The organism is Kribbella sp. NPDC050241, assembly GCF_044459685.1.
Lineage (GTDB): Bacteria > Actinomycetota > Actinomycetes > Propionibacteriales > Kribbellaceae > Kribbella.
Genome location: NZ_JBITJE010000007.1, coordinates 278,940 through 297,983 on the forward strand (window position 1 = coordinate 278,940; position 19,044 = coordinate 297,983).

Sequence of the window (19,044 nt, forward strand, 5' to 3'; positions counted from 1 at the left end):
CACCATCAGCGGACCCGCAGCGTGACGTCCACCGGCTTGGCCAGGTACGGCGTGTTCTCCCCGACCCAAACGCCCGCCGAGTAGACACCGGCCTTCAGACCAGCGGCGTTCACCCGCACCGTCACCGTGACGCTGCGGCCCGGAGCCAACGTCGTCGATGGACCCGTGACCGACATCCACGGCACATCCGTCTCGCCACACGCGCCGTACGTCGGCAGCTGTTCCGCCGAGTCGACCGGGATGAACCCGGACCTGGCCGATCCACCGATCCGGTTCAGCCCGCACGCGCTGCCACCGCGGTAGAGGACATGCCCGGACGGAGCCAGCGCGGACCACCGGTCGGTCGCCGGGTCGTAGGAGAACCCCTCGTTGGTGATGGCACCGGTCGTGCTGCCACCGGAGACCACGGTGGTGATCCCGCCGGAGACCAGCAGCCGTCCGTACGACTCGGTGTAGCCCATCCCCCACAGGTCGATCGGCAGATTGGCCTTCTTCGTCCACACGTTCGTGGCTGGGTCGTACGCGAACGTGCTCTGCGAGATGGCCCCACCACGCCGGATCCCGCCGGCGCAGTACACCTTGCCCTCGAGCACCCCACAGGCCCGATGCCCGCCCGGCTCCGGGTAGGCCGCGAGTACGTCCCAGGTGTTGGTGGCCGGGTCGTACCGCCGGACGTTCGTCGAGTCGCAGGCGTTCGAACATCCGCCGACCAGATACAGCTTCCCGTCCAGGACCGTCCGGCCCGCGGCCGCCTGAGCATCCGGCGCGTCGGCCAACCGTGTCCAGGTGTCGGTACGACGGTCGTAGCCGAAGGTGCTCTTCGACGGGACGAGGTCGGGACCCCAGCCGCCGCTGACATAGAAGGTGTCACCGATGAACGCCCCGGCCGCGTTCTCCCGGCCGTCCGGAAGATCCGCGATCGGCGACCACTCCTGCGTCGACGGGTTGTAGACATAGCCCTTCGCGGTGGTCAGCCGCCCGTCGACACCGCCGACGGAGTACACCAGCCCGCCGACCTCACCAACGGTGTTGTCCATGATCCGGGTCGGGTAGTGAGTCAGATCGACCCACGGCCCAGCCGCCGGCGCCCCAGCCCCCTGCCCCTTCGCATCCAGGCCATCACGCGCCAACGCCAGCGGCGAGTAGTCGCCCGGAACCCGGGCCACACTGTTGCTGCCAGCAATCAAGGCACTGTTGCCAGCGGCCACGACCTGCCGTTCGCCGAAGCTGATCTCGGCCGGAGCCGTCCCGGTGTTCTGCACCGTGAACCGGGCTGTCGCGACGCCGCCCGCCTTGACGTCCATGGTCACGGCACCAGGTTTCACAGACAGTTCCCCGGCCGACAGCCGGAGGTCGACCCGGCTGATCCGCCGGCTCTGCACCTGCACCCGCTCGGAGCTGTCCTGGTAGTCGACGAAGCTCGTGCCCACTGTCTGACGTCCGGCCGGCGAGAACATCCAGTAGAAGCCGTCGCCCACTCCGCCATCGGCCGGCGTCGCCGCGGTCCGGACGGTCCGATCCGCAAGCTGAACCGATGCGCCGTTGAGCACCGCACCGGTGTTCCGGTCACTGACCTGTCCGAGCACCAGACCGCCGGTCACCGGACCGCAGGTCAGGTCACCGACGAACACGTCGTCGACCTGCCAGAAGTAGGTGTTGTACTTCGCGTCCCAGTAGTGGAACCGGACCCGGACGCCGTCCTTGCCGGCAGCCTGCGGGATCGGTACGACGGTCCGCTCCGGCTGTACGTCATCCGGCTGGTCCAGCACCGTCTGCCAGGTCATGCCACCGTCCAGACTCAGATCGACGTCGCTGTTCTCGCTCAGTGACTGCAGGTTCTGGCGGAAGGTGATCACCGGCGACTTCCGCCCGCGCAGATCCAGCGCCGGCGACACCAGGCTCGCGTCGAGCACGACTGGATTGCCCGGAGTCTGCCCGATCGCGAACCCGCCGTTGCCGCCGGTCCGGTTTCTCGTCCGGTATGGATCGTCGAACCGCCATCCGTTGTTGGTCCAACCAGCCGGCTGACCGTGATCGAAGTCCGTCGAGACTCCGGCATAGCTGTAGCCAGGGGCAACACACGAGTCCGGATCAACCGTCAGCGACACATCCCGCCTGACATCCTGTCCGCGGACATCGATCGCCACGGAGCCGGCCCGGTACCCCGGATAGACCGCCTCGACCTTGTAGCTGTACGACGCGTTGGCCGGCAACTCGAAGCTGTAGCGACCGTTCTCCGGCTTGGTGTAGAAGACTCCACCCGGCACGTCGTCGACCGTGAGCTTGGCGTACAACGGCCAGCCCTGACCGGATCCGTCCTCGACCGTTCCCGACACCGTGACCCGCGGCATCGAGCGCAGCCGCACCGCCACCTGAGTCGTCTTCCCCGCGGTGACAGTCACCTGCGCGGTCCCACCGTCGTACCCGAACGAGGACGCCGCGACGCTGTACGTGCCGACCGGAAGCGGCAGCGAGTACTTCCCGTCGTCGCCGGCCGTGCGCTCCCGGCTGACAGGCCCGGTGATCTTCAACCCGGCCGACGGAATCGCCTTGCCGGTCCGTGAGTCCGTCACCGCGACGGCCAGCGTTCCGGTGTCGCCCACCGGTGCGGAGTCCACCAAGGCCAACGCGTTCAACCGGCCCTCGCCGTACACGTTGTTGTCGGCATCTGTCCCGCCACACTGTCCGTCCGGCGTATCCGCGCTGCTCCCGTCGAGCAGAGCGCGCGTCGCGTCGACATCACCCACCAGCCCGGGGGCCGCCGACCACAGCAGTGCTACCGAGCCGGCCACGTGTGGTGCGGCCATCGAGGTACCACTGGCGTAGGCGTAGCCGCCCGGAACGGACGACCGGACGTCGACACCAGGTGCGGACAGGTTCGGCTTGGTGACACCGTCCTGGCCGCTGCCGCGGCTGGAGAAGTCCGCGATCGTGTCGTTCACGTCGTACGCGCCGGTCGAGTAGTTCGACGCCAGGCTGCCCGGTGAGCCGCTGGTGTGGCAGCTGAGGCCGTTGTTCCCGTTGGACCACACCGCGAATATGCCGGACGCCGCCCACGCCTTGGTGATGTCCTCCATGAACGGATCGTTCGACGGTGTCTCGCTGCCCCAGGAGTTGTTGATGATCTGCGGGCGACGGCCGGCGTCGGGGTTCTGTCCGGCCAGGTCGGTCGGCTGCAGCATCCACTGGCCCGACGCGATCAGCGACGCGTCGCTCGGGCAGCACCCGTTCGCCGCGATCCAGTTCGCCTCGGGTGCGACTCCGATGCCATCGGCGCCGATCATCGTGCCCATCGTGTGGGTGCCGTGACCGTCGTGGTCGCACGGCACCGGTCCGCAGGTGCCGGCCGCGTCGAACCAGTTGTAGTTGTGGTCGAACGTCCCGTCCGGCTTCGTGCCGCGGTACTGCTGGACCAGGGCGGGATGGTCGTACTGCACACCGCTGTCGATGCTGGCGACGGTGATCCCGGCGCCTCGATCGCCGTACTGGTTCCACACGTCGTCGGCGTTGATGTTCGCGATACCCCACTCGACCGCCGCGGCCTCCTTCGCCGCCGCGGTCTTCTTGTCCAGTTCGGGCGGCTGGTACGACGTCGTGGCGTACAGCCCCTCGACGTCGGCCGACGCGGCGAGTTGCTCGGCCATCGCCAAGCTGCCGCCGGTGACGCGGATCGCATTCGTCGCCCAGAACGACTGGTACGACGTCCCAGCCGCGTCGAGCTGGGCCCGGATGTCGTGTTGCGACGACTGGGCGGCGCGCTGCAGCGCCTCGGCGACCGCCGTGCCACGCGCCTTCCAGTCGTCGATGGCGGCAGCCGTCGACAGGTCCGGCTGCGTGCCGAACCGGACCCAGAAGGCGACGGGAGCGACCGACTTGCGGGTCAACTGGTCCCGTAGTGCCGGCTGGATCTTGTCCGCCCGTGGCGTCCCGGCCGGCGAGGTTGCCGCCGGTGGATTCGCCCGGGCCGGAGCGCTGAGCAAGGTTGCGAGCAGTGCGATGCAGGCGATGACGGCCGCCCGGAGTCTCATATGCCGACCTTTCCGTGGAAATGGCAGGGTGGCCGGTGACTTTATGTCGCCTCGGCGGCAGAAAGCGGGGCAAACTGTCGGCACTTTGTGGGCAGATGTCGTCCAGCGACTGGAGAACTTGTTGACTGGAGCTAGGACGTCCGGGAGGGAGCCAGATGGACACGGAGTCGTTGCTGGAAAAGCTGGGTCTGTCGAAGACCGAGGCCAAGGTCTACCTCTGTCTGCTCGGCGAGGCACCACTGCCCGCCGCGACCATCGCCGACCGGACCGGGACCTCGCGCAGCAGCGTCTACCTGGTACTGCGTTCGCTCGTCGACAAAGGACTCATCGACGCGGGCGCCGGCTACAGCAGCCGCTACCACGCCGCTCCCCCGGACCGGGCCTTGGCCGCACTGCTGGAACGCGAGCAGCAGGAGCTCGAGAACCGCAAGCAGCAGGTCGAGCAGGTGTTGCCGGACCTGTCCAAGTTGTTCGAGCAGAGCACCGGCGCGGACGGCGAACTCGTCGAGATCCTCCGCACCCCGAGCCTGGTCGGTCAGCGGTTCGACCGGCTCCAGTCCGAGGCACGCGAGAGCATCGACGTGGTCGTCCGCGGACCGCTCCAGGTCGGCGGCTCGAACGAGGGCGAGCTCGGCGCGCTCCGGCGGGGCGTCCGGGCCCGGGCGATCTACGACAAGGCGATCCTCGCCGATCCGGTGGTCGCGAAGAACCTGCCGTCCTGGACGTCGGGAGGCGAGCAGGCGCGAGTGTATCCGGGCGCGCTGCCGATGAAGTTCGCCCTGTTCGACGCGCACACCGTGGTGATGCCACTGGTCGCGCCGGGGGTCACCGGCGTGGTCGCGATCATCGTCCGCAACGACGAACTCGCGGCCGCACTCGAGTTCCTCTTCGACACGTTGTGGAGCGCCTCCGAACCACTGAAGCAGGCCTGATGGACGGCACCGCCGCTGTCCCGGTCGTCGTCTGTATCGCCAGCAGTCCCGAGGAGCGCAGCCGGCTCGCCGCTCAGTTCGACGGCATCGGTGTGCTCGTAGTCGCGTCCGACCCCACTGTCGCCGGTCAGTTCCTCCGCCAGTTCCGCGGATCCGGCGGAGGCCATCCCGCCGGCGACGCGTCCGTCGTACGCGTAGGCGGTCTGCGCCTGGACGATCACGAGGCGACCTGGCACGGCGTGCCGTTGCCGTTGACACCGCACGAGTTGAAGGTTCTCGCGTGCCTGGCGGAGCGGCCCGGCCGGATCTGGACGTACCAGCAACTGCACGACCGGGCCTGGGACGGTTCGTACTTCACCGGACCCGCGGCCGTGCAGTCGGTGATCAAGCGCCTCCGGGCCAAGCTGCGGCTGGCCGGCGTCCTGGTCCACATCGACGCCGCGCGCGGCCTCGGCTTCCGCCTGGTCGACGGGAAGGACCTCCGGCTGATCCGCGGTCAGTAGCCATAGCCCCCGTTGCCGTTGCCGGAGCCGGACGAGGTCGACGGAGCCGGCGAGGGAGCCGCGGCCGTGGTGGTGGCGGCGTGCCAGGTGAAGCTGGCGCCGTCGAACTCGTCGGTCAGGTCCTGGCCCTTGTGCAGGCCCGCTGCGGTGTCGAGGCGGAAGGTGTACAGCGGCTTGCCCTGGAAGGTGAGCTGGCTCTTGCCTGTGTCGGACCGCTGGACGACCCCGAGACCGTCCATGGCCTTGGCCGCGCTGTCCGTTCCCTCGACCGGCATCCAGAATTCCAGGCAGCCGGCCGTGCACTTGATCATGCCGCCGGCCTCCTGATCGGCGAAGTAGACGGTCTTGCCGGCCGGATCGACCAGGGTCTGGCCGATACCGCTCACGTCCTTGACCGACACGGCGCCGTTCGCCGCAGGGGCAGGTTGGTCACCGGCGGCCTGCTGGTTGCTGCCACCGGCACCGCACGCGGTCAGCGTGGCGAGCGCTGCGGTTGCCCCGAGCAACAGATTGAAAGCTCTCATGGGATGTTCTCCTCTCCGGGACAACTACGCACGCGCTCCGGAGATGGTTCAGTTGAACCTTTGACGGCTCTGGCGCGTATCTCCTTGTGTGGATGACGAAACGGTGATCCGCGCGCTGTACGACAGGTACCGGCGACCGTTGTTCGGCTACGTCCTGCGTTCGGTGGGCGGCGATCACCAGTACGCCGAGGACATCGTGCAGGAGACGATGGCCCGGGCCTGGACACATGCGGACCAGCTGGATCCGGAACGGGCCGGTCCGTGGCTGTTCACGGTGGCGCGCAACCTCGTCATCTCCGGGCGGCGCAAACGCGTGGCCCGCGTCACCGAGGTGCCGTTGGACGGGCGGCGCGACCCGGCGGCCGAGGCCGACGACATCGACCGGGTCCTGCAGGCCTGGCAGGTGGCCGAGGTTCTGCACGAGCTGAGTCACGACCACCTGCAGGTGATCGTCGAACTGTTCTACCGGCGGCGAACTGTCGCGGAAGCCGCCGTCGTGCTGGGGATCCCGCCCGGGACGGTGAAGTCGAGGAGCTATTACGCGCTGCACGCGTTGCGGGCCGCACTGGAGGAACGGGGAGTGACGGGGTCATGAAGTGTCCGGAGACCATCGCTATCGGGGCCTACGTCCTTGGTGCCCTGGACAGCGCGGAGCGCCACGCCACTGATCAGCACCTGCGCACGTGTGCGTCCTGCCGCGAGGCGTTGCTCCAGTTCGCACCTCTCCCCGGCCTGTTGCACACCGTTCCGCCCGACGACATCGAGGCGGAGGATCCGGCGCCACTCCCACTGCCCCCACGTCCGGTACGACGTACCCGTCGGTGGATCCTGGCTGCGGCGGCCACCGTCGCGGTGGTGACGGCCGGCGGGGTGGTGGGCTGGCAAGCGATAGACACTCCGGACTCTGTGACGTGGACGGCGACGAACGGCGTGAGTGGGATCGACACGACGGCGGAGCTGACCAGCAAGGGCTGGGGTACCGACATCCAGTTGCGGATGACCGATCTGAAGCCCGGGGAGCACTGCGAGCTCCTCGTCCACGGCCGGGACGGCAGCGTGGAGACCGCGGGCTGGTGGGCGACCACGAGTACCTACAAGGCGAACGTCCCGGCAAGTACGTCGATCGCGCTGAAGGACATCGAGCGGCTCGAGGTGGTGACCTCCGGGAACACAGTGCTGAGCACGGTGTCCCCGGAGACGCGTTGAATCACCAGCTGTTGTTGGAGATTCCGGTGCCCAGATAGATCTGGTCGTACGTGTTGCCGTCGTTGTCGTCGGTGTAGGCGACAGCGACCTCGGCGAACGGTGAGACGGCCACCGTCATCTGTTCCTGGCGCAGGTCCGGGACCGAGCTGAGCTGTTGCGCCGACAGCCGGCCGGTGTCCGTGCCGGTGGTGCCGAAGCCGCGGACCCAGACATCGAGGTCGGTGGCCTGAACCGTCCAGCCGACGACCGTCTGGGCCTGGTCGTCGATGCCGATCGACGGTGCCTTGGCGCCGGTCGCGACCTGGACGTCGGCGTACCGGGCCGTGCCGGTCGATGTGAAGTTGCGCGTCCACGACCCCGCGGTCCCGGTGTGGTCGGACTCCCACGCGACCGCGAAGTCACCGTTGAAGTTCGCCGCCACCGCTGGATGCGTTTGCTGACCAGTGGTGTTGGAGTTCGCGACCCGGCGGGACAGCGTGGCCGCACCGTTGGTCCGGGCGAGCCGGATCAGCCCGACCTCGTACGATGCATTGGCGTCGCCGTCGTCCTCCCAGACGACAACCGCATCGCCGGAGGCCGACGCCGCGACATCCGGGTTGTGGTGCTGGCCGGTCGTGGTCGACGCTGTGACTTCCCAGGCGCGGGTCGTCGGACCTGTGAACCCGGCCGCCTTGACCGTCGGTTGGGTGCCGGTCTGGATGTCCTCCCACACAACGGTGAACGCGACCGCCGCAGTCGACGGTGCACCGTCCGGATCAACCGACACCCGCGGGTTGATCTGCTGGCCGTCGGCGCTGGTGTTGGCGTTGCCCGATGCGGTCACGGTGCCCGCGGTGTTCAGGACGCGGTACGGGATGTTGTAGAAGCCGTTGCCGTCCGGGTCGTCCTGCCACACGACGACCGCGTTGCCCTTGTCGTCCAGGCCGACGTCCGGGTGCAGGTGGCGCCAGTTCGTCACCCCACTGCTGCCGGCGGCGGACACCTTCTTCTCGTACAGCGCGGTCCCGTTGTGGTACGCCCGCACGAAGATCTCGCTGTGCACGTTGTCGGTCGCGTTGTCGGTGTCGCGGTCGTCCTCCCACGCCACGGCCACGTAACCGTTGCGGTTGGTCGCGATCGACGGCGCGTCCTGGTCACCGGTCGACACACTGTTGGCGGTCACCCAGGTCGGTGCGGCGATGTGCGCGTCCGCACTGGGAGCGGCGAGTACGGCGGACGACAGCAGGGTGATGGCTGCGACAGCAGCTGCGGAAAGCTTCATGATCCCCTCACACAGCCTGCAGGCCGGGCTGGCCCTCTTGGATGACGAACGACTTCGCGGTCGTTGCGGCCGCACCGTGTTCCGACACCTTCGCCACCGCACGGAAGTCGGCGCGCAGCTGCGTCGGGCTGATCGTCGTCCGGACGTAACCGCGACGGTTGTTGTAGAACTTCAGCCACGGGTTGGTCCCGACATCCGGGATCGTGGTGGCACCGTCGCCGTCACCGCTGGACGTCACCGAACTGGTGACCAGCTCGGAGCCGATGGTCGCCGAGTTCGCGTTGTTGTAGTCGGCCTTCAGGTCGCTCGCCCAGGCGCGGTGCACGTCGCCGGTCAGTACGACGGGGTTGCGCGTACCGCGGTCGACCCAGCCCTGCTGGATCCGGGCCCGGGACGCGCGGTAGCCGTCCCACGAGTCCATGCTCGCGCCGGTCGAGTTGAACCGCCGCGCGAAGAACACCTGCTGACCGATGATGTCCCAGGTGCCCAGGTGCTGGTTCAGACCGTCGAGCAGCCAGGTCTCCTGCGCATTGCCGGGCAGGCTGCGCGAGGCAAGGTCCGCATCCGAGCAGATCTTCCAGCCGTCGCCGCAGGCCTGGTCATTGCGGTACTGGCGGGTGTCGAGCATGTGGAACGTTGCCAGACTCCCCCAACGCAGCCGCCGGTACAGCGGGATGCTGTTGCCGCTGTTGGCCTGGGCCGGCCGCAGCGGCATGTTCTCGTAGTACGCCTGGTACGCCGCCGACCGCCGTGCGGTCCACTGCGCGGCCGTCAGCGCCGGAGTGTTGTTCTCGCGGATCGTGCCCGCGTAGTTGTTCTCCACCTCGTGGTCGTCCGGCACGACGATCCACGGCGCGACCGCGTGCGCGGCCTGCAGATCCGGGTCGGTCTTGTACTGCGCGTACCGCCGCCGGTAGTCCGCGATCGTCACGATCTCGGCCCCCAGGTGCAGCCGCGGCCGCCCGGAGGTGGCGCCGTACTCGTAGATGTAGTCGCCCAGGTGCAGGATGACGCCCGGGTTCTCCTCGGCCATCCGGCGATAGACGGTGTAGTACCCCTCCTCGTAGTGCGAGCAGGAGGTGAACGCCATCGTCAGGTCGCGTCCGGCTGCGCCGATCGCGGGCGTGGTCCGGGTGCGGCCGACCGGCGAGACGTGGCCTTGGGCACGGAATCGGTAGAAGTAGTCGGAGTCGGGGTTCAGATTGCCGGCGACGACATGGACGGAGTGGGCGGTCGCGTACGTCGCGGTGACCTGGCCGTTGGCGACCAGCGTGCTGAAGGTGTCGGTGGTGGACACCTGCCAGTCGACGACGATGTTCGTGTCGGTCATCCCGCCGTGGCCGTCGGCGTTCAGCGGCGAGGGGGCCAGCCGGGTCCACAGCACGACGCTGTTTGCGTCGGGCTCACCGGACGCGATGCCGAGCTGGAACGGGTACGGTACGGCGGCGGTCGCCGCGATCACGGCCGAGCGGACCGGCAGAGCGCTGACGCCGGCCGCGGCGAGTCCGCCGAGGACAAGGGTTCTGCGACTGATTGGGCTCATGAGCCTCACCTTCACGGGTACTCAGGGCGGCAGGGTCCCCGGCTGGATGAAGCTGATGGTGACATCCGGAGAACCTTGAGTGATGGTGCTTGATGCCCATAGTTGCGCAAGACCCGTAAGTTTCCTACACCTCGCGCCGTACTGCTCAGTTGAGGGCGAGGATGAGCAGCACCGCCGCGGGGACTCCCTCGAGGAGCGCGTTGAACCACAGCTTCCGCTGCGACACGACCAGGACGACGGCCATGAACGTGTGCTGAGCCGCGGTGAAGACGACCAGAGCCTGTCCTTGCGCGACGTGATCGTTGCGCGCGAGCAGCACGCCGACTACCAGCGCGATCGCTGTGGTCAGGTTGTAGAAGCCCAGGTTCACGGTCCACAACCGGACCGCGTCGAAGTCGCGAGGCTTGGTCAGGAACATCGGGTACAGCCGCGGGTTCCGGTACAGGAACGACTCCATCACGAACACCGACACGAGCATCACCGCGATCACGATCGCCAGCACCTGCGTCGCCGTACTCATGACCGCACCTCGGCGAGCTCGGCGAAGAGCGCGCTCATCCGGCCGGTCTGGCTGATGGCGAGGAACTTGGCCGATGGCGTGAGCACGGAGAACGTGTTCAGCGTGCCGGCCGGGATGGTGATCGAGGCGCCTGGGCCGAGGTCATAGCCCTGATCGCCTGCCTGCACGAGGATCCGACCGGTCAGGACGTAGAACGCCTTGCTCCAGGACTCGCTGTGCGGTGGCGCGGCCGGGGCGCGCGGTGCGTCGATCTCGAACACCTCGTACTGCGCGCCGGTGTGCTCGCTGCCGACCTTGACCGTCACGATCGCGTCCGGGGCGGCGTACTCCGCGCCCGTCCCGGCTGTGCTCAGGTGTACCGACTCGTTCATGATGCCTCCCTTGTGGCTGCGACTGTCTGGCTGCGACGGTAGGCAGCGGTGAGCGGCGGTTCCATCCCGTCCGCCGGGGGTCTGGATCGCCGTGGATTCCCCACATTTCAGGGATAGGCGGGTCCGGTACGGCGGCGCATACTGAGCCCATGTGGGAGGGCCGGGCGCGAGCCGCGCGCCGGGACATCGCGGCACTGGCGACGTCCGGACTGAGCGTCGCGGAACTGCACGCCGCGGCGATCGAGGTGGTCGAGCAGGTCGTCGGCAGTGAGCTGACCTGCTGGGCCGCGATGGATCCGGGCACGCTGGTGATCAGCTCGATGACGAGCGGCCGCGACCACATCCCGCCCGAGTACGAACCCACACTGGCCGAGACGGAGTACGCCGGCACCGTCCCGAACTCGTTCGCCGACCTGGCCCGCCGGCCGTACCCCGTGGCGCGACTGTCCGACCTGCCGTACCGCGAGGTCGTCGGGCACCGGCGGCTGAACGAGATCTGGCGGCCACTCGGGATCGAGCACGAGGTGCGGGCCGCGTTCACCGTCGACGGGGACTGCTGGGGCGCGGCCGGATTCGTCCGGAGTGGTCCCGAGTTCAGCGACCGCGAGGTCGAGTTCCTCGGCTCGGTGGCGCCGGCGATCGGTGCGGCGACCCGGGTGGCGGTGCGGACCGATGCGCACGGCTACAAGGGCGGGGGCGGACCGTCCATCGTGGTGACCGGCCCGAGCGGTGAGCCGCGCGCGATCACCGCAGCCGCGCGGACCTGGCAGGCCGAGCTCAACGAGATCGCACCTGGGCGGTTCAGCACCCTTCTGCGTGCCGTGGTGACCGGGACTCGGGCGGCCGGAACGTTCCAGGCACGGGTGCAGACCGCGACCGGTGGCTGGGTGGTGCTGCAGGGCAGCCGGCTCATCAGCGACGACGACCAGTCAGAGGTCGTCGTCACGATCGAACCGGCCGGTGGTCACCACCTGGTCGGCATGCTGCTCGCGGCGTACGGACTGACCACCCGGGAGCGTGAGATCTGCCTCGAGGTCATCTCGGGCCACAGCACAACGGAGATCGCCGACCGGCTGTCGATCTCGCCGCACACGATCCAGGACCACCTGAAGTCGGCGTTCGCCAAGGTCGGTGTGCGGAGCCGCGGCGAACTCGTCGCCACCCTGCGCCCGGACGACCTGACGCGCTGATCAGCAGGCGAGAGTGCGGTCGCCGGGTTGCCAGCCGAACGTGATGACGTCCTCGACCGGAACGCCGGGCCGCAGCCGGCCGTCCGTCCCGTCGATGATCCGGCGGGGCGTCGTGACGGCCATGGTGAGGGCCTCGGGCAACGAGAAGGCGGCGGCGGCCCAGGCGACGCCGTCCGCGAGCGGCGCGGCCGCTCCAGCCAGGTACGGCGTACCGCGGACGACCAGCCGTCCGTCATCGGTGAGTTCCACCTCGCCGCCGACAGACGACGAGTACACCCCCGGTGGCCGGCCGCCGGTCGCCACCGAGTCAGAGACCAGGAAGGACCGATCCAGGCCCTTCGCGCGGACCATCGCCACGAACGTGTCCGCCGGGAGATGGTGGCCATCGGCAATGAACCCGGCGCTGAGCCGGTCCTCGGCCAATTGTGCCCACAGGTAGTTCGGGTGGCGCGGCAACTGGGCGTGCGCGCCGTTACCCAGATGGGTGGACAGCGTCGCGCCGGCCTCGGCCGCGGCACGGATCTGCGCACCGTCCGCGTGGGTGTGCCCGACCGCCACTCGGGTGCCGGCGGCAACGACCTCCGCGATGAAATCAGCGCTGTCAGGCCAATGCGGAGACACGGTGATCAAGCCGACGAGTCCGTCCGAGACGTCCTGGCAGAGCTCGAACTCGGCCAGATCGGGCGGACGGACGAAGGCCGCGTCGTGAGCGCCGCGCGGACCGTCCTGGTCGGAGATGTGCGGACCCTCGAGATGCACGAACGGAACGGCAGCCGCAACCTCGGCGTCCTGCCGCCTCGCCTCGGCCACGATCCCGAGAGCACGACGGTTGCGCTCCGGGCTCGCCGTGATCAGCGTCGGCACGAAGACCGTGACTCCGACCCGCCGCAAGGCCTCCCGCAGACCGCGGACCGTGTCGACGGACAGATCGTCGCCGTTCAGGTCGTACCCGGCGTACCCGTTGACCTGCAGATCGACGAGTCCCCGGCTGATCCACGGCAGGTCTGCGTCTCCGGGCGCTCGCTCGATGCGGGAGATCAGGCCGTCGACGTACTCGAGGTGGAGGGTCTCCCCCGACCACGGGTCCCGGCCGGACAACCTGTCTAGAGCCACCGCACCCGCTCCCTGAACCTGCCGACGAAGGCCGCGTTCGCCTCGTCCCCTCCGGGTGCGTTGCCGCTGCGCCACACCGGCGGTACGACGTCCTGCTCGATCAGCCGCTCGATCGTGGCCAGCACCATCGTGTTGAGCGTGAACGCGTTGGCGAAGGTGGAGACCGCGGCGACCCGCTCGGGCATCCCGGCGACCTCGATCACCGCGTCGCCGATCGGGACCTTGGTGTCCACGGCAACGTCGACGACCTCGTGCAGGTTCGCACCGGAGGGATGCCGCGCCGGATGCGACTTCGCCGTCTGCTCGGCGTGCTCACGGGAACTCACGCCGATCGTCCGCGCGCCGCGCTCGCGAGCGGTCAGGGCCGCGTCGATGAGCGCCGCGTTGATCCCGTAGGCGTTCACCAGCAACAGCAGGTCGTCCGGGCCGAGCCCGGCGTTCTCGATCACCATCCGACCGTAACCCGGCGTGCGCTCCACGGCCATGGAGCGGAGCGCACCGTTCGACAGCAAGGTGCCCTCGTCGAGGATCGCGGAGACGTGCATCAGACCGCCGGCCCGGAAGAAGATCTCCTGGGCGGCCAGGTTCGAGTGCCCGCCCGGTCCGTACACCTGGATCAGCTGATCGGCGGCAACCTGCTCGGCCATCAACCGGGCAGCGGCCGCGATGGACTCGCCTTCCTCCGCCTCGATCCGGCCGAGCAACGCCGTGATCGCGGTCAGGTACTCACTCATCGGGACTGGCCTCCTGATCGAGATACAGCCGGGCCCGCGGATGCGTCCGCAGCGCACTCGCCGGTACGCCGGGATCCACCGGACCGTGCAACGTTCGCCGTACGGCGTCCGCCTTGGCCGGACCGGACACCATGCAGAAGATGTCGCGCGCCGACAGCAGGAACGGAACCGTCAGCGTCCAGGCATGGGTGGGTACGTCGTCCAGCGACACGAACAGCCCTTCGTCCACCTGCTGCCGGCGGCTGATCTCGTCGAGTGCGACCACCTGCACGACGTCGGTGGTGGTGAAGTCGGCCGGCGGTTCGTTGAACGCGAGGTGCCCGTTGACACCGATCCCCGCCAGCACGATGTCGATCGGCGCGGCCGCGACCAGCGCTGCATAGCGAGCCGCCTCGGCCACCGGCTCCGCGCCGCCGGCCGGGTCGAAGACAGCCAGCGGCGCCGGGGCGGTGAAATGCCGGCCCAGCCACCGGCCGAAACGTTGCTCCGCAGCGACCGGCAGCCCCACGTACTCGTCCATGTGGAACGCCTCGACCCGTGACCAGTCGATGCCCTCGGCAACGGACAGCGCCGCCAGCGTGTGCTGCTGGCTCGGCGCCGCCGCGAGGACCAGCCGGGCCGAGCCCTGCGCCTGGATGATCCGGCGCAGGGACTCGGCCGCGGCCGCTGCTGCCGCCGCCCCGACGGCTGCGGGATCCGGAAGCGTCTCGACCTCCAGCTTGTCGACGACCATCAAGGCGCGGAGACCAGCCGGTTGTGCTGCTCACCCAGGCCGTCGGCCCACACGCGCACGACATCGCCCTTGCGCAAGAACCGCGGCGGCTTCTGTCCCGCACCGACGCCGGCCGGCGTGCCGGTGCTGATCACGTCGCCCGGGTAGAGCGTCATGTACTGCGAGATGTAGTGCACCAGGTGCGCGACGCCGAAGATCATGTTCGCCGTCGAGCCGTCCTGCAGTACGTCGCCGTTGACGTCCAGGCCGAGCTTGATCGCCTGCGGATCGGGGACCTCGTCGGCGGTCAGGATCCACGGACCCAGCGGGCAGAAGGTAGCTGCGTTCTTGCCCTTGTCCCACTGGCCGCCACGCTCCAGCTGGAAGTGCCGCTCCGACACGTCGTTGGCCAGCACGTAGCCGGCGACGTACTCCAGCGCATCCGCCTCGCTGTCGAGGTAGGCCGCCGTACGCCCGATCACGACGCCGAGCTCGACCTCCCAGTCGGTCTTCTCGCTGCCGCGCGGGATGACGATGTCGTCGCGAGCGCCGACCACGGTGTCCGGTGCCTTCATGAACAGGATCGGCTCGGCCGGCGCGGCCTGACCGCCCTCGGCCGCGTGGTCGGCGTAGTTCAGCCCGACGCAGACGATCTTGCCGGGGCTGAGCGGTGCGGCGAGCCGTACGTCGTCCAACGCGGCAGCGGTCCCCACGTCGGCGAGGGCCGCGGTGGCGCGCTCCCGGAGACCGGCCGGGTCGAACGCCCCGGGCTCCCCGGCCAGCGTCACCACCCGGTCGTCCTCGGTCAGCACGGCGTCACGCAGACCGTCGTCGGTGTGGACACGTAGCAATCTCACTGATTCCTCCAAGGAGCTTGTTTGGCCCAGTTCAGATACGCGATACCCAATGCGTGCGAGCCTTGCACCGGATCGAGCTGCACGGCGTCGTACACGCGGAGGGCCTGCTGGTAGACAAGGAGATCCTGCTCAGCGTACGCACCCCATCGTGCACACTGCACCGCGTTCGCGGGCACCGCGGTCCCGGTCCCGTCCACCCGGAACCAGACCTCGGTCTCGGACCGGACCACCCGCTGCGTGAACGTCTTGGTGAACCGCAGCACGTCCGTGGCCACGTCGGTCTCGATCTTCGCGTCGTACGCCGCGTGCACGAACTCGGTACTGATCGCCGCGTGACTGATGTCCTCGATCTGGGTGGACGCGGAGTACCCCGGCGTGTACTCCGAGATCCCGGCGGTCTTCGGGAAACCGGCGTACATCTGGCTGTACGGCGGCCAGTAGGGCCAGACGTAGGCGCCGTCGGCAGCGAGGGTCAGACCTGCGCGGTACGCCTTCAGCATCTCGACGACCCGCGTCCGGTAGCGCTGCTGCCGTGTCACGCGGTAAAGCTCGACCAGCACCTGGCCGAGACCCTGGCTCTGGTTGTACGGCTGGATCGTGCCGTCGAACGGGATCGGCGCACCCTTGGGCCAGACGTAGTCACCGGTCCCGTCCGCGTGGGAGACCCACTCCCGGTCGTGGAACGCCACAGCCACGGTGGCCGCGTCAAGCAGGTCCATGGCCACCTTCTGCCTCGGGCCACGCCGCAACTTCGGCGACTGCAGCACCATCCGGGCATAGCGGGCGAGCGGGAACGCAATCATCCCGGTGTGGACGGCGAACACGTAGTACTGCGACTCGAAGGCGATCGTGGTCGCCGCCGGGGCGGGGCCGGCGGCGGGCGCGGTCCGAAGGTCGACAGCAGTCCAGCGGAGCCCTGTGGTGTAGGCGTTGTTGACCGCCGTCACGACGTACGACGTGGCAGCCGGATCGAGGGAGACACCGCGCAACGTCACAACACCGGTGGTGGCCGGGTTGCGCAGGATCAGGTCGAAGGTGTCGCCGCTGACGTTCGACACCTCGGCCGTCGACTCGGCCGCCCTGCTGCCGGCCCAGCGCAGTTGCACGGCCGACTTGCCCTCGCCGTCCGGGAGCACGCCATGGCCCGCGGTGTAGTTGCCGGCCGTGCGCCACACCTTGCCGGACCGGCCGGCGTAGTCCTTCACGTGGCGGGCGTGGTCGGTGGTCGCCATCACGTGTTTGGCGCGCTGCTCGAAGGTGTTCAGGTAGCGCTCGTCCTCGTACGCCTCGTACATCCGGAGCAGGCTGAGCAGGAAGTAGGACTCGCCCCACGCGTACACCCCGGCCTCGTTGTTCTGCGGGTCGGACGCGAGATACCCGGCCTGGGCCACGTCGAAGGCCTCGGGCGAGTCGTAGACGATTGGCGCGGCGGACGCCTGGAGAGCCGGAAGCCCGGTCCAGGCGAGGGCTCCGCCGGCGGAGCCGAGGAGCAAAGTACGGCGACTGAGCTGCGGATTCAACATGATGCCTCACTGGGGTGGACGGGAAAGGCGGGAACCACACGGGGGCGGGCGGACGTGGCGACTCAGCCTTTGACCGCACCGCCCATGCTGTTGAGGATGCGTTTCTGCAGGAACAGGAAGACCATGACGACCGGGACCAGCGAGATCACCGTGCCCGCGGCCAGACCGCGGACGTCGGTCCCGCTGACGCCGCTCAGGTAGGCGATGCCGAGCGCGATCGGGAACTTGGACTGACTGGTCAGCGTGACCAGCGGCCAGATGAAGCTGTTCCAGACCGAGACGAAACCGAGGATCGCCAGCACGGCCAGCGTCGGAGCGACGATCGGCACCGCGATCCGCCAGAAGATGGCGAACTCGTTCGCACCGTCCATCCGGGCCGCCTCGACGATCTCGTCGGGGATCTGCGAGAACGCCTGGCGGAGCAGGAAGATCCCGAGCGACGAGAGAATGGCCGGCAGGATCACCGAGGCGAACGTGTCGGTCAGGCCCAACTGGCTCATCACCAGGAAGCGCGGGATCAGCATCAGCTCACCCGGCAGGAACATGATCGACAGGAACAACAGGAAGAACACGCCGCGGCCGCGGAACGCGATCCGGGCCAGCGGGTAGGCGGTGAGCGCGGAGACCACCAGGTAGATCGGGACCGTGATCCCCACGTAGATCAGCGAGTTCACCAGGAACCGGGCATACGGGATCGTTGTCCACGCCTCCCGGAACCAGTCGGCCACCGGCGGGCGCGGGATGAGGTCGGGCGGGAAGCCGAACACGTCCTGGCTGGCCGGCTTGGTGGCCGAGCTCAGCAAGATCAGGAAGGGGCCGATGAACAGGGCCGCCACCGCGATCAGCAGTACGTAGAGCCCGATCCGCCGTACCGTGCGCCGGGAGGTCCCGGCCGGCGTCGGTTGCGATGTGGGCGGAGCGACGCGTGGCAACTGCCCGGCACGCCGGGCCAGTCGGCTCCGGGTCGCCATCAGCCGTCCCTCCGCCGGGTCACGACCAGGTTGAAGCCGGCCAGGACGATCATGATTGCCCACAGCAACAGGCCGACGGCGCTCGCATAGCCCATGTCGTAATCCTCGAAGGCCTTCGACCAGATGTAGTAGCCGAGGGTGAGTGTGGAGTCGAGCGGACCGCCGCGGGTCAGCACGTAGACGGACTCGAAGGCGCGCATCGCCTCGAGCATGCTGAGGATCAGCGTGACCGCGAACGTCGGCCGCAGCGACGGGACGATGACGTGTCTGAGCCGCTGCCAGCTGTTGGCGCCGTCGATCGTGGCCGCCTCGACCTGGTCGGGCGGGACCGCCTGCAGTCCGGCCAGGTAGATCATCATGAACAGGCCCGCGTTCTTCCACGCCTCCAGCAGCACCACCGTCGGCAGTGCCCAGTGCCGATCGAGCAGGAAGTCGATCGGACCCGCCCCGACCAGGCTGAGCAGCCAGTTGATGACGCCTTCGCGGTTGAAGACGTACCGCCAGGCGACCGCCACCGCGACCATCGAGGTGATCACCGGCAGGTAGTAGAGCATCCGGAACGCCTGGATCGCGCGCAGCTTCAGGTTCACCAGCATCGCCAGGAACAGCGGGACGACCACGGTGAGCGGCAGGAACATCACCACGAACAGCAGTGAGTTGCGCAGCGCGATCCAGACCCGCGGGTCATGCAGCAGCCGGGAGAAGTTGTCCAGCCCGGAGAACCGGACCGGGCTGACGATGTTGTAGTCGGAGAAGGCCAACTGGATCGCGATCACGGCCGGCCAGGCGAACATCGCGGCGTACATCAGCAGCCCGGGCAGCATGAACGCGTACGGCGTGTACCAGTGCTGACCGACCACGCGGCCCCGGAGACCCGGCATGCCTTCCGCCTCTCGTGTCTGAAACCTGGCTTTCAGCTTCGCGGTTATGCGGAACCGTAGCTCACCACACCCGCCGCCGGAAGCGCTAATTGGCAAGATTTTGGAAGTCATCGGTTGACGCCGGCCGATCGATGGCAAACACTGTGGTGTCTGTAAGCACCATTTAGGACACACA

Annotated in this window: 18 protein-coding genes; 5 read left to right on the forward strand and 13 right to left on the reverse strand. The window is 68.6% G+C overall.

The genetic code is table 11. The annotated features are described in order from the left end of the window. Positions 1 to 5: 5 nt before the first annotated feature. Complete coding sequence (locus tag ACIBG5_RS30315; protein ID WP_396394903.1) at positions 6 to 4,028, reverse strand: S8 family serine peptidase; 4,023 nt, start codon at positions 4,026 to 4,028, stop codon at positions 6 to 8. A 155-nt stretch (positions 4,029 to 4,183) separates the two neighbouring features. Here ACIBG5_RS30315 and ACIBG5_RS30320 point away from each other — a divergent pair, with 155 nt between their 5' ends. Together ACIBG5_RS30320 and ACIBG5_RS30325 are read left to right on the forward strand one after the other, a co-directional pair. Next, positions 4,184 to 4,960, forward strand: a complete 777-nt coding sequence (locus tag ACIBG5_RS30320; RefSeq protein WP_396394904.1) for a TrmB family transcriptional regulator — start codon at positions 4,184 to 4,186, stop codon at positions 4,958 to 4,960. Then, complete coding sequence (locus ACIBG5_RS30325; RefSeq protein ID WP_396394905.1) at positions 4,960 to 5,463, forward strand: winged helix-turn-helix domain-containing protein; 504 nt, start codon at positions 4,960 to 4,962, stop codon at positions 5,461 to 5,463. The genes ACIBG5_RS30320 and ACIBG5_RS30325 overlap by 1 nt, the downstream gene beginning before the upstream one ends. Here ACIBG5_RS30325 and ACIBG5_RS30330 read toward each other — a convergent pair. After that, positions 5,457 to 5,987 (reverse strand): hypothetical protein, encoded by a 531-nt coding sequence (locus ACIBG5_RS30330; protein ID WP_396394906.1) that lies wholly within the window; start codon positions 5,985 to 5,987, stop codon positions 5,457 to 5,459. The two genes, ACIBG5_RS30325 and ACIBG5_RS30330, sit on opposite strands and share 7 nt — an antisense overlap. Before the next feature lie 88 nt (positions 5,988 to 6,075). On the opposite strand from ACIBG5_RS30330, the gene ACIBG5_RS30335 reads away from it, so the two are divergent. Further along, positions 6,076 to 6,582, forward strand: a complete 507-nt coding sequence (locus ACIBG5_RS30335) for a sigma-70 family RNA polymerase sigma factor (RefSeq protein ID WP_396394907.1) — start codon at positions 6,076 to 6,078, stop codon at positions 6,580 to 6,582. Beyond that, positions 6,579 to 7,193: an anti-sigma factor family protein gene (locus ACIBG5_RS30340; RefSeq protein WP_396394908.1), complete on the forward strand. Its 615-nt coding sequence runs from the start codon at positions 6,579 to 6,581 to the stop codon at positions 7,191 to 7,193. The genes ACIBG5_RS30335 and ACIBG5_RS30340 overlap by 4 nt, the downstream gene beginning before the upstream one ends. A gap of 1 nt (position 7,194) precedes the next feature. On the opposite strand, the gene ACIBG5_RS30345 is transcribed toward ACIBG5_RS30340, so the two are convergent. The 4 genes from ACIBG5_RS30345 to ACIBG5_RS30360 all read right to left on the reverse strand — a co-directional run bounded on the left by ACIBG5_RS30345 (position 7,195) and on the right by ACIBG5_RS30360 (position 10,888). Next, a complete protein-coding gene (locus ACIBG5_RS30345; RefSeq protein ID WP_396394909.1) occupies positions 7,195 to 8,454 on the reverse strand; it encodes a hypothetical protein in 1,260 nt (419 codons plus the stop codon). 7 nt (positions 8,455 to 8,461) lie between these two features. Further along, the gene (locus ACIBG5_RS30350) at positions 8,462 to 9,997 is read right to left on the reverse strand and encodes an alkaline phosphatase D family protein (RefSeq protein ID WP_396394910.1); all 1,536 of its coding nucleotides are present in this window, start codon (positions 9,995 to 9,997) and stop codon (positions 8,462 to 8,464) included. 145 nt (positions 9,998 to 10,142) lie between these two features. Continuing rightward, the gene (locus ACIBG5_RS30355; RefSeq protein ID WP_396394912.1) at positions 10,143 to 10,517 is read right to left on the reverse strand and encodes a DUF1304 family protein; all 375 of its coding nucleotides are present in this window, start codon (positions 10,515 to 10,517) and stop codon (positions 10,143 to 10,145) included. Beyond that, on the reverse strand, positions 10,514 to 10,888 hold the full coding sequence (locus tag ACIBG5_RS30360) for a cupin domain-containing protein (protein ID WP_396394913.1): 375 nt from the start codon (positions 10,886 to 10,888) through the stop codon (positions 10,514 to 10,516). The genes ACIBG5_RS30355 and ACIBG5_RS30360 overlap by 4 nt, the downstream gene beginning before the upstream one ends. 149 nt (positions 10,889 to 11,037) lie before the next feature. Between ACIBG5_RS30360 and ACIBG5_RS30365 the strand changes: the two genes are divergently transcribed. After that, positions 11,038 to 12,078, forward strand: coding sequence for a helix-turn-helix transcriptional regulator (locus tag ACIBG5_RS30365; RefSeq protein ID WP_396394914.1), 1,041 nt, complete (start codon positions 11,038 to 11,040; stop codon positions 12,076 to 12,078). Here the strand turns inward: ACIBG5_RS30365 and ACIBG5_RS30370 are convergent, their stop codons facing one another. From ACIBG5_RS30370 to ACIBG5_RS30400, 7 genes are all read right to left on the reverse strand, one after another. Continuing rightward, complete coding sequence (locus tag ACIBG5_RS30370) at positions 12,079 to 13,191, reverse strand: N-acetylglucosamine-6-phosphate deacetylase (RefSeq protein ID WP_396394916.1); 1,113 nt, start codon at positions 13,189 to 13,191, stop codon at positions 12,079 to 12,081. It abuts the gene before it with no gap. Then, positions 13,182 to 13,925: a sugar isomerase domain-containing protein gene (locus tag ACIBG5_RS30375; RefSeq protein WP_396394917.1), complete on the reverse strand. Its 744-nt coding sequence runs from the start codon at positions 13,923 to 13,925 to the stop codon at positions 13,182 to 13,184. The genes ACIBG5_RS30370 and ACIBG5_RS30375 overlap by 10 nt, the downstream gene beginning before the upstream one ends. Further along, on the reverse strand, positions 13,918 to 14,658 hold the full coding sequence (locus ACIBG5_RS30380) for a 6-phosphogluconolactonase (protein WP_396394918.1): 741 nt from the start codon (positions 14,656 to 14,658) through the stop codon (positions 13,918 to 13,920). Before ACIBG5_RS30380 ends, ACIBG5_RS30375 begins: the two co-directional genes overlap by 8 nt. After that, positions 14,658 to 15,494: a fumarylacetoacetate hydrolase family protein gene (locus tag ACIBG5_RS30385; protein ID WP_396394919.1), complete on the reverse strand. Its 837-nt coding sequence runs from the start codon at positions 15,492 to 15,494 to the stop codon at positions 14,658 to 14,660. Before ACIBG5_RS30385 ends, ACIBG5_RS30380 begins: the two co-directional genes overlap by 1 nt. Beyond that, complete coding sequence (locus ACIBG5_RS30390; protein WP_396394920.1) at positions 15,491 to 17,017, reverse strand: hypothetical protein; 1,527 nt, start codon at positions 17,015 to 17,017, stop codon at positions 15,491 to 15,493. Before ACIBG5_RS30390 ends, ACIBG5_RS30385 begins: the two co-directional genes overlap by 4 nt. A gap of 62 nt (positions 17,018 to 17,079) precedes the next feature. Then, positions 17,080 to 17,988 (reverse strand): carbohydrate ABC transporter permease, encoded by a 909-nt coding sequence (locus ACIBG5_RS30395; RefSeq protein WP_396394921.1) that lies wholly within the window; start codon positions 17,986 to 17,988, stop codon positions 17,080 to 17,082. Next, complete coding sequence (locus tag ACIBG5_RS30400; protein ID WP_396394922.1) at positions 17,988 to 18,869, reverse strand: carbohydrate ABC transporter permease; 882 nt, start codon at positions 18,867 to 18,869, stop codon at positions 17,988 to 17,990. The genes ACIBG5_RS30395 and ACIBG5_RS30400 overlap by 1 nt, the downstream gene beginning before the upstream one ends. Positions 18,870 to 19,044: the final 175 nt, after the last annotated feature.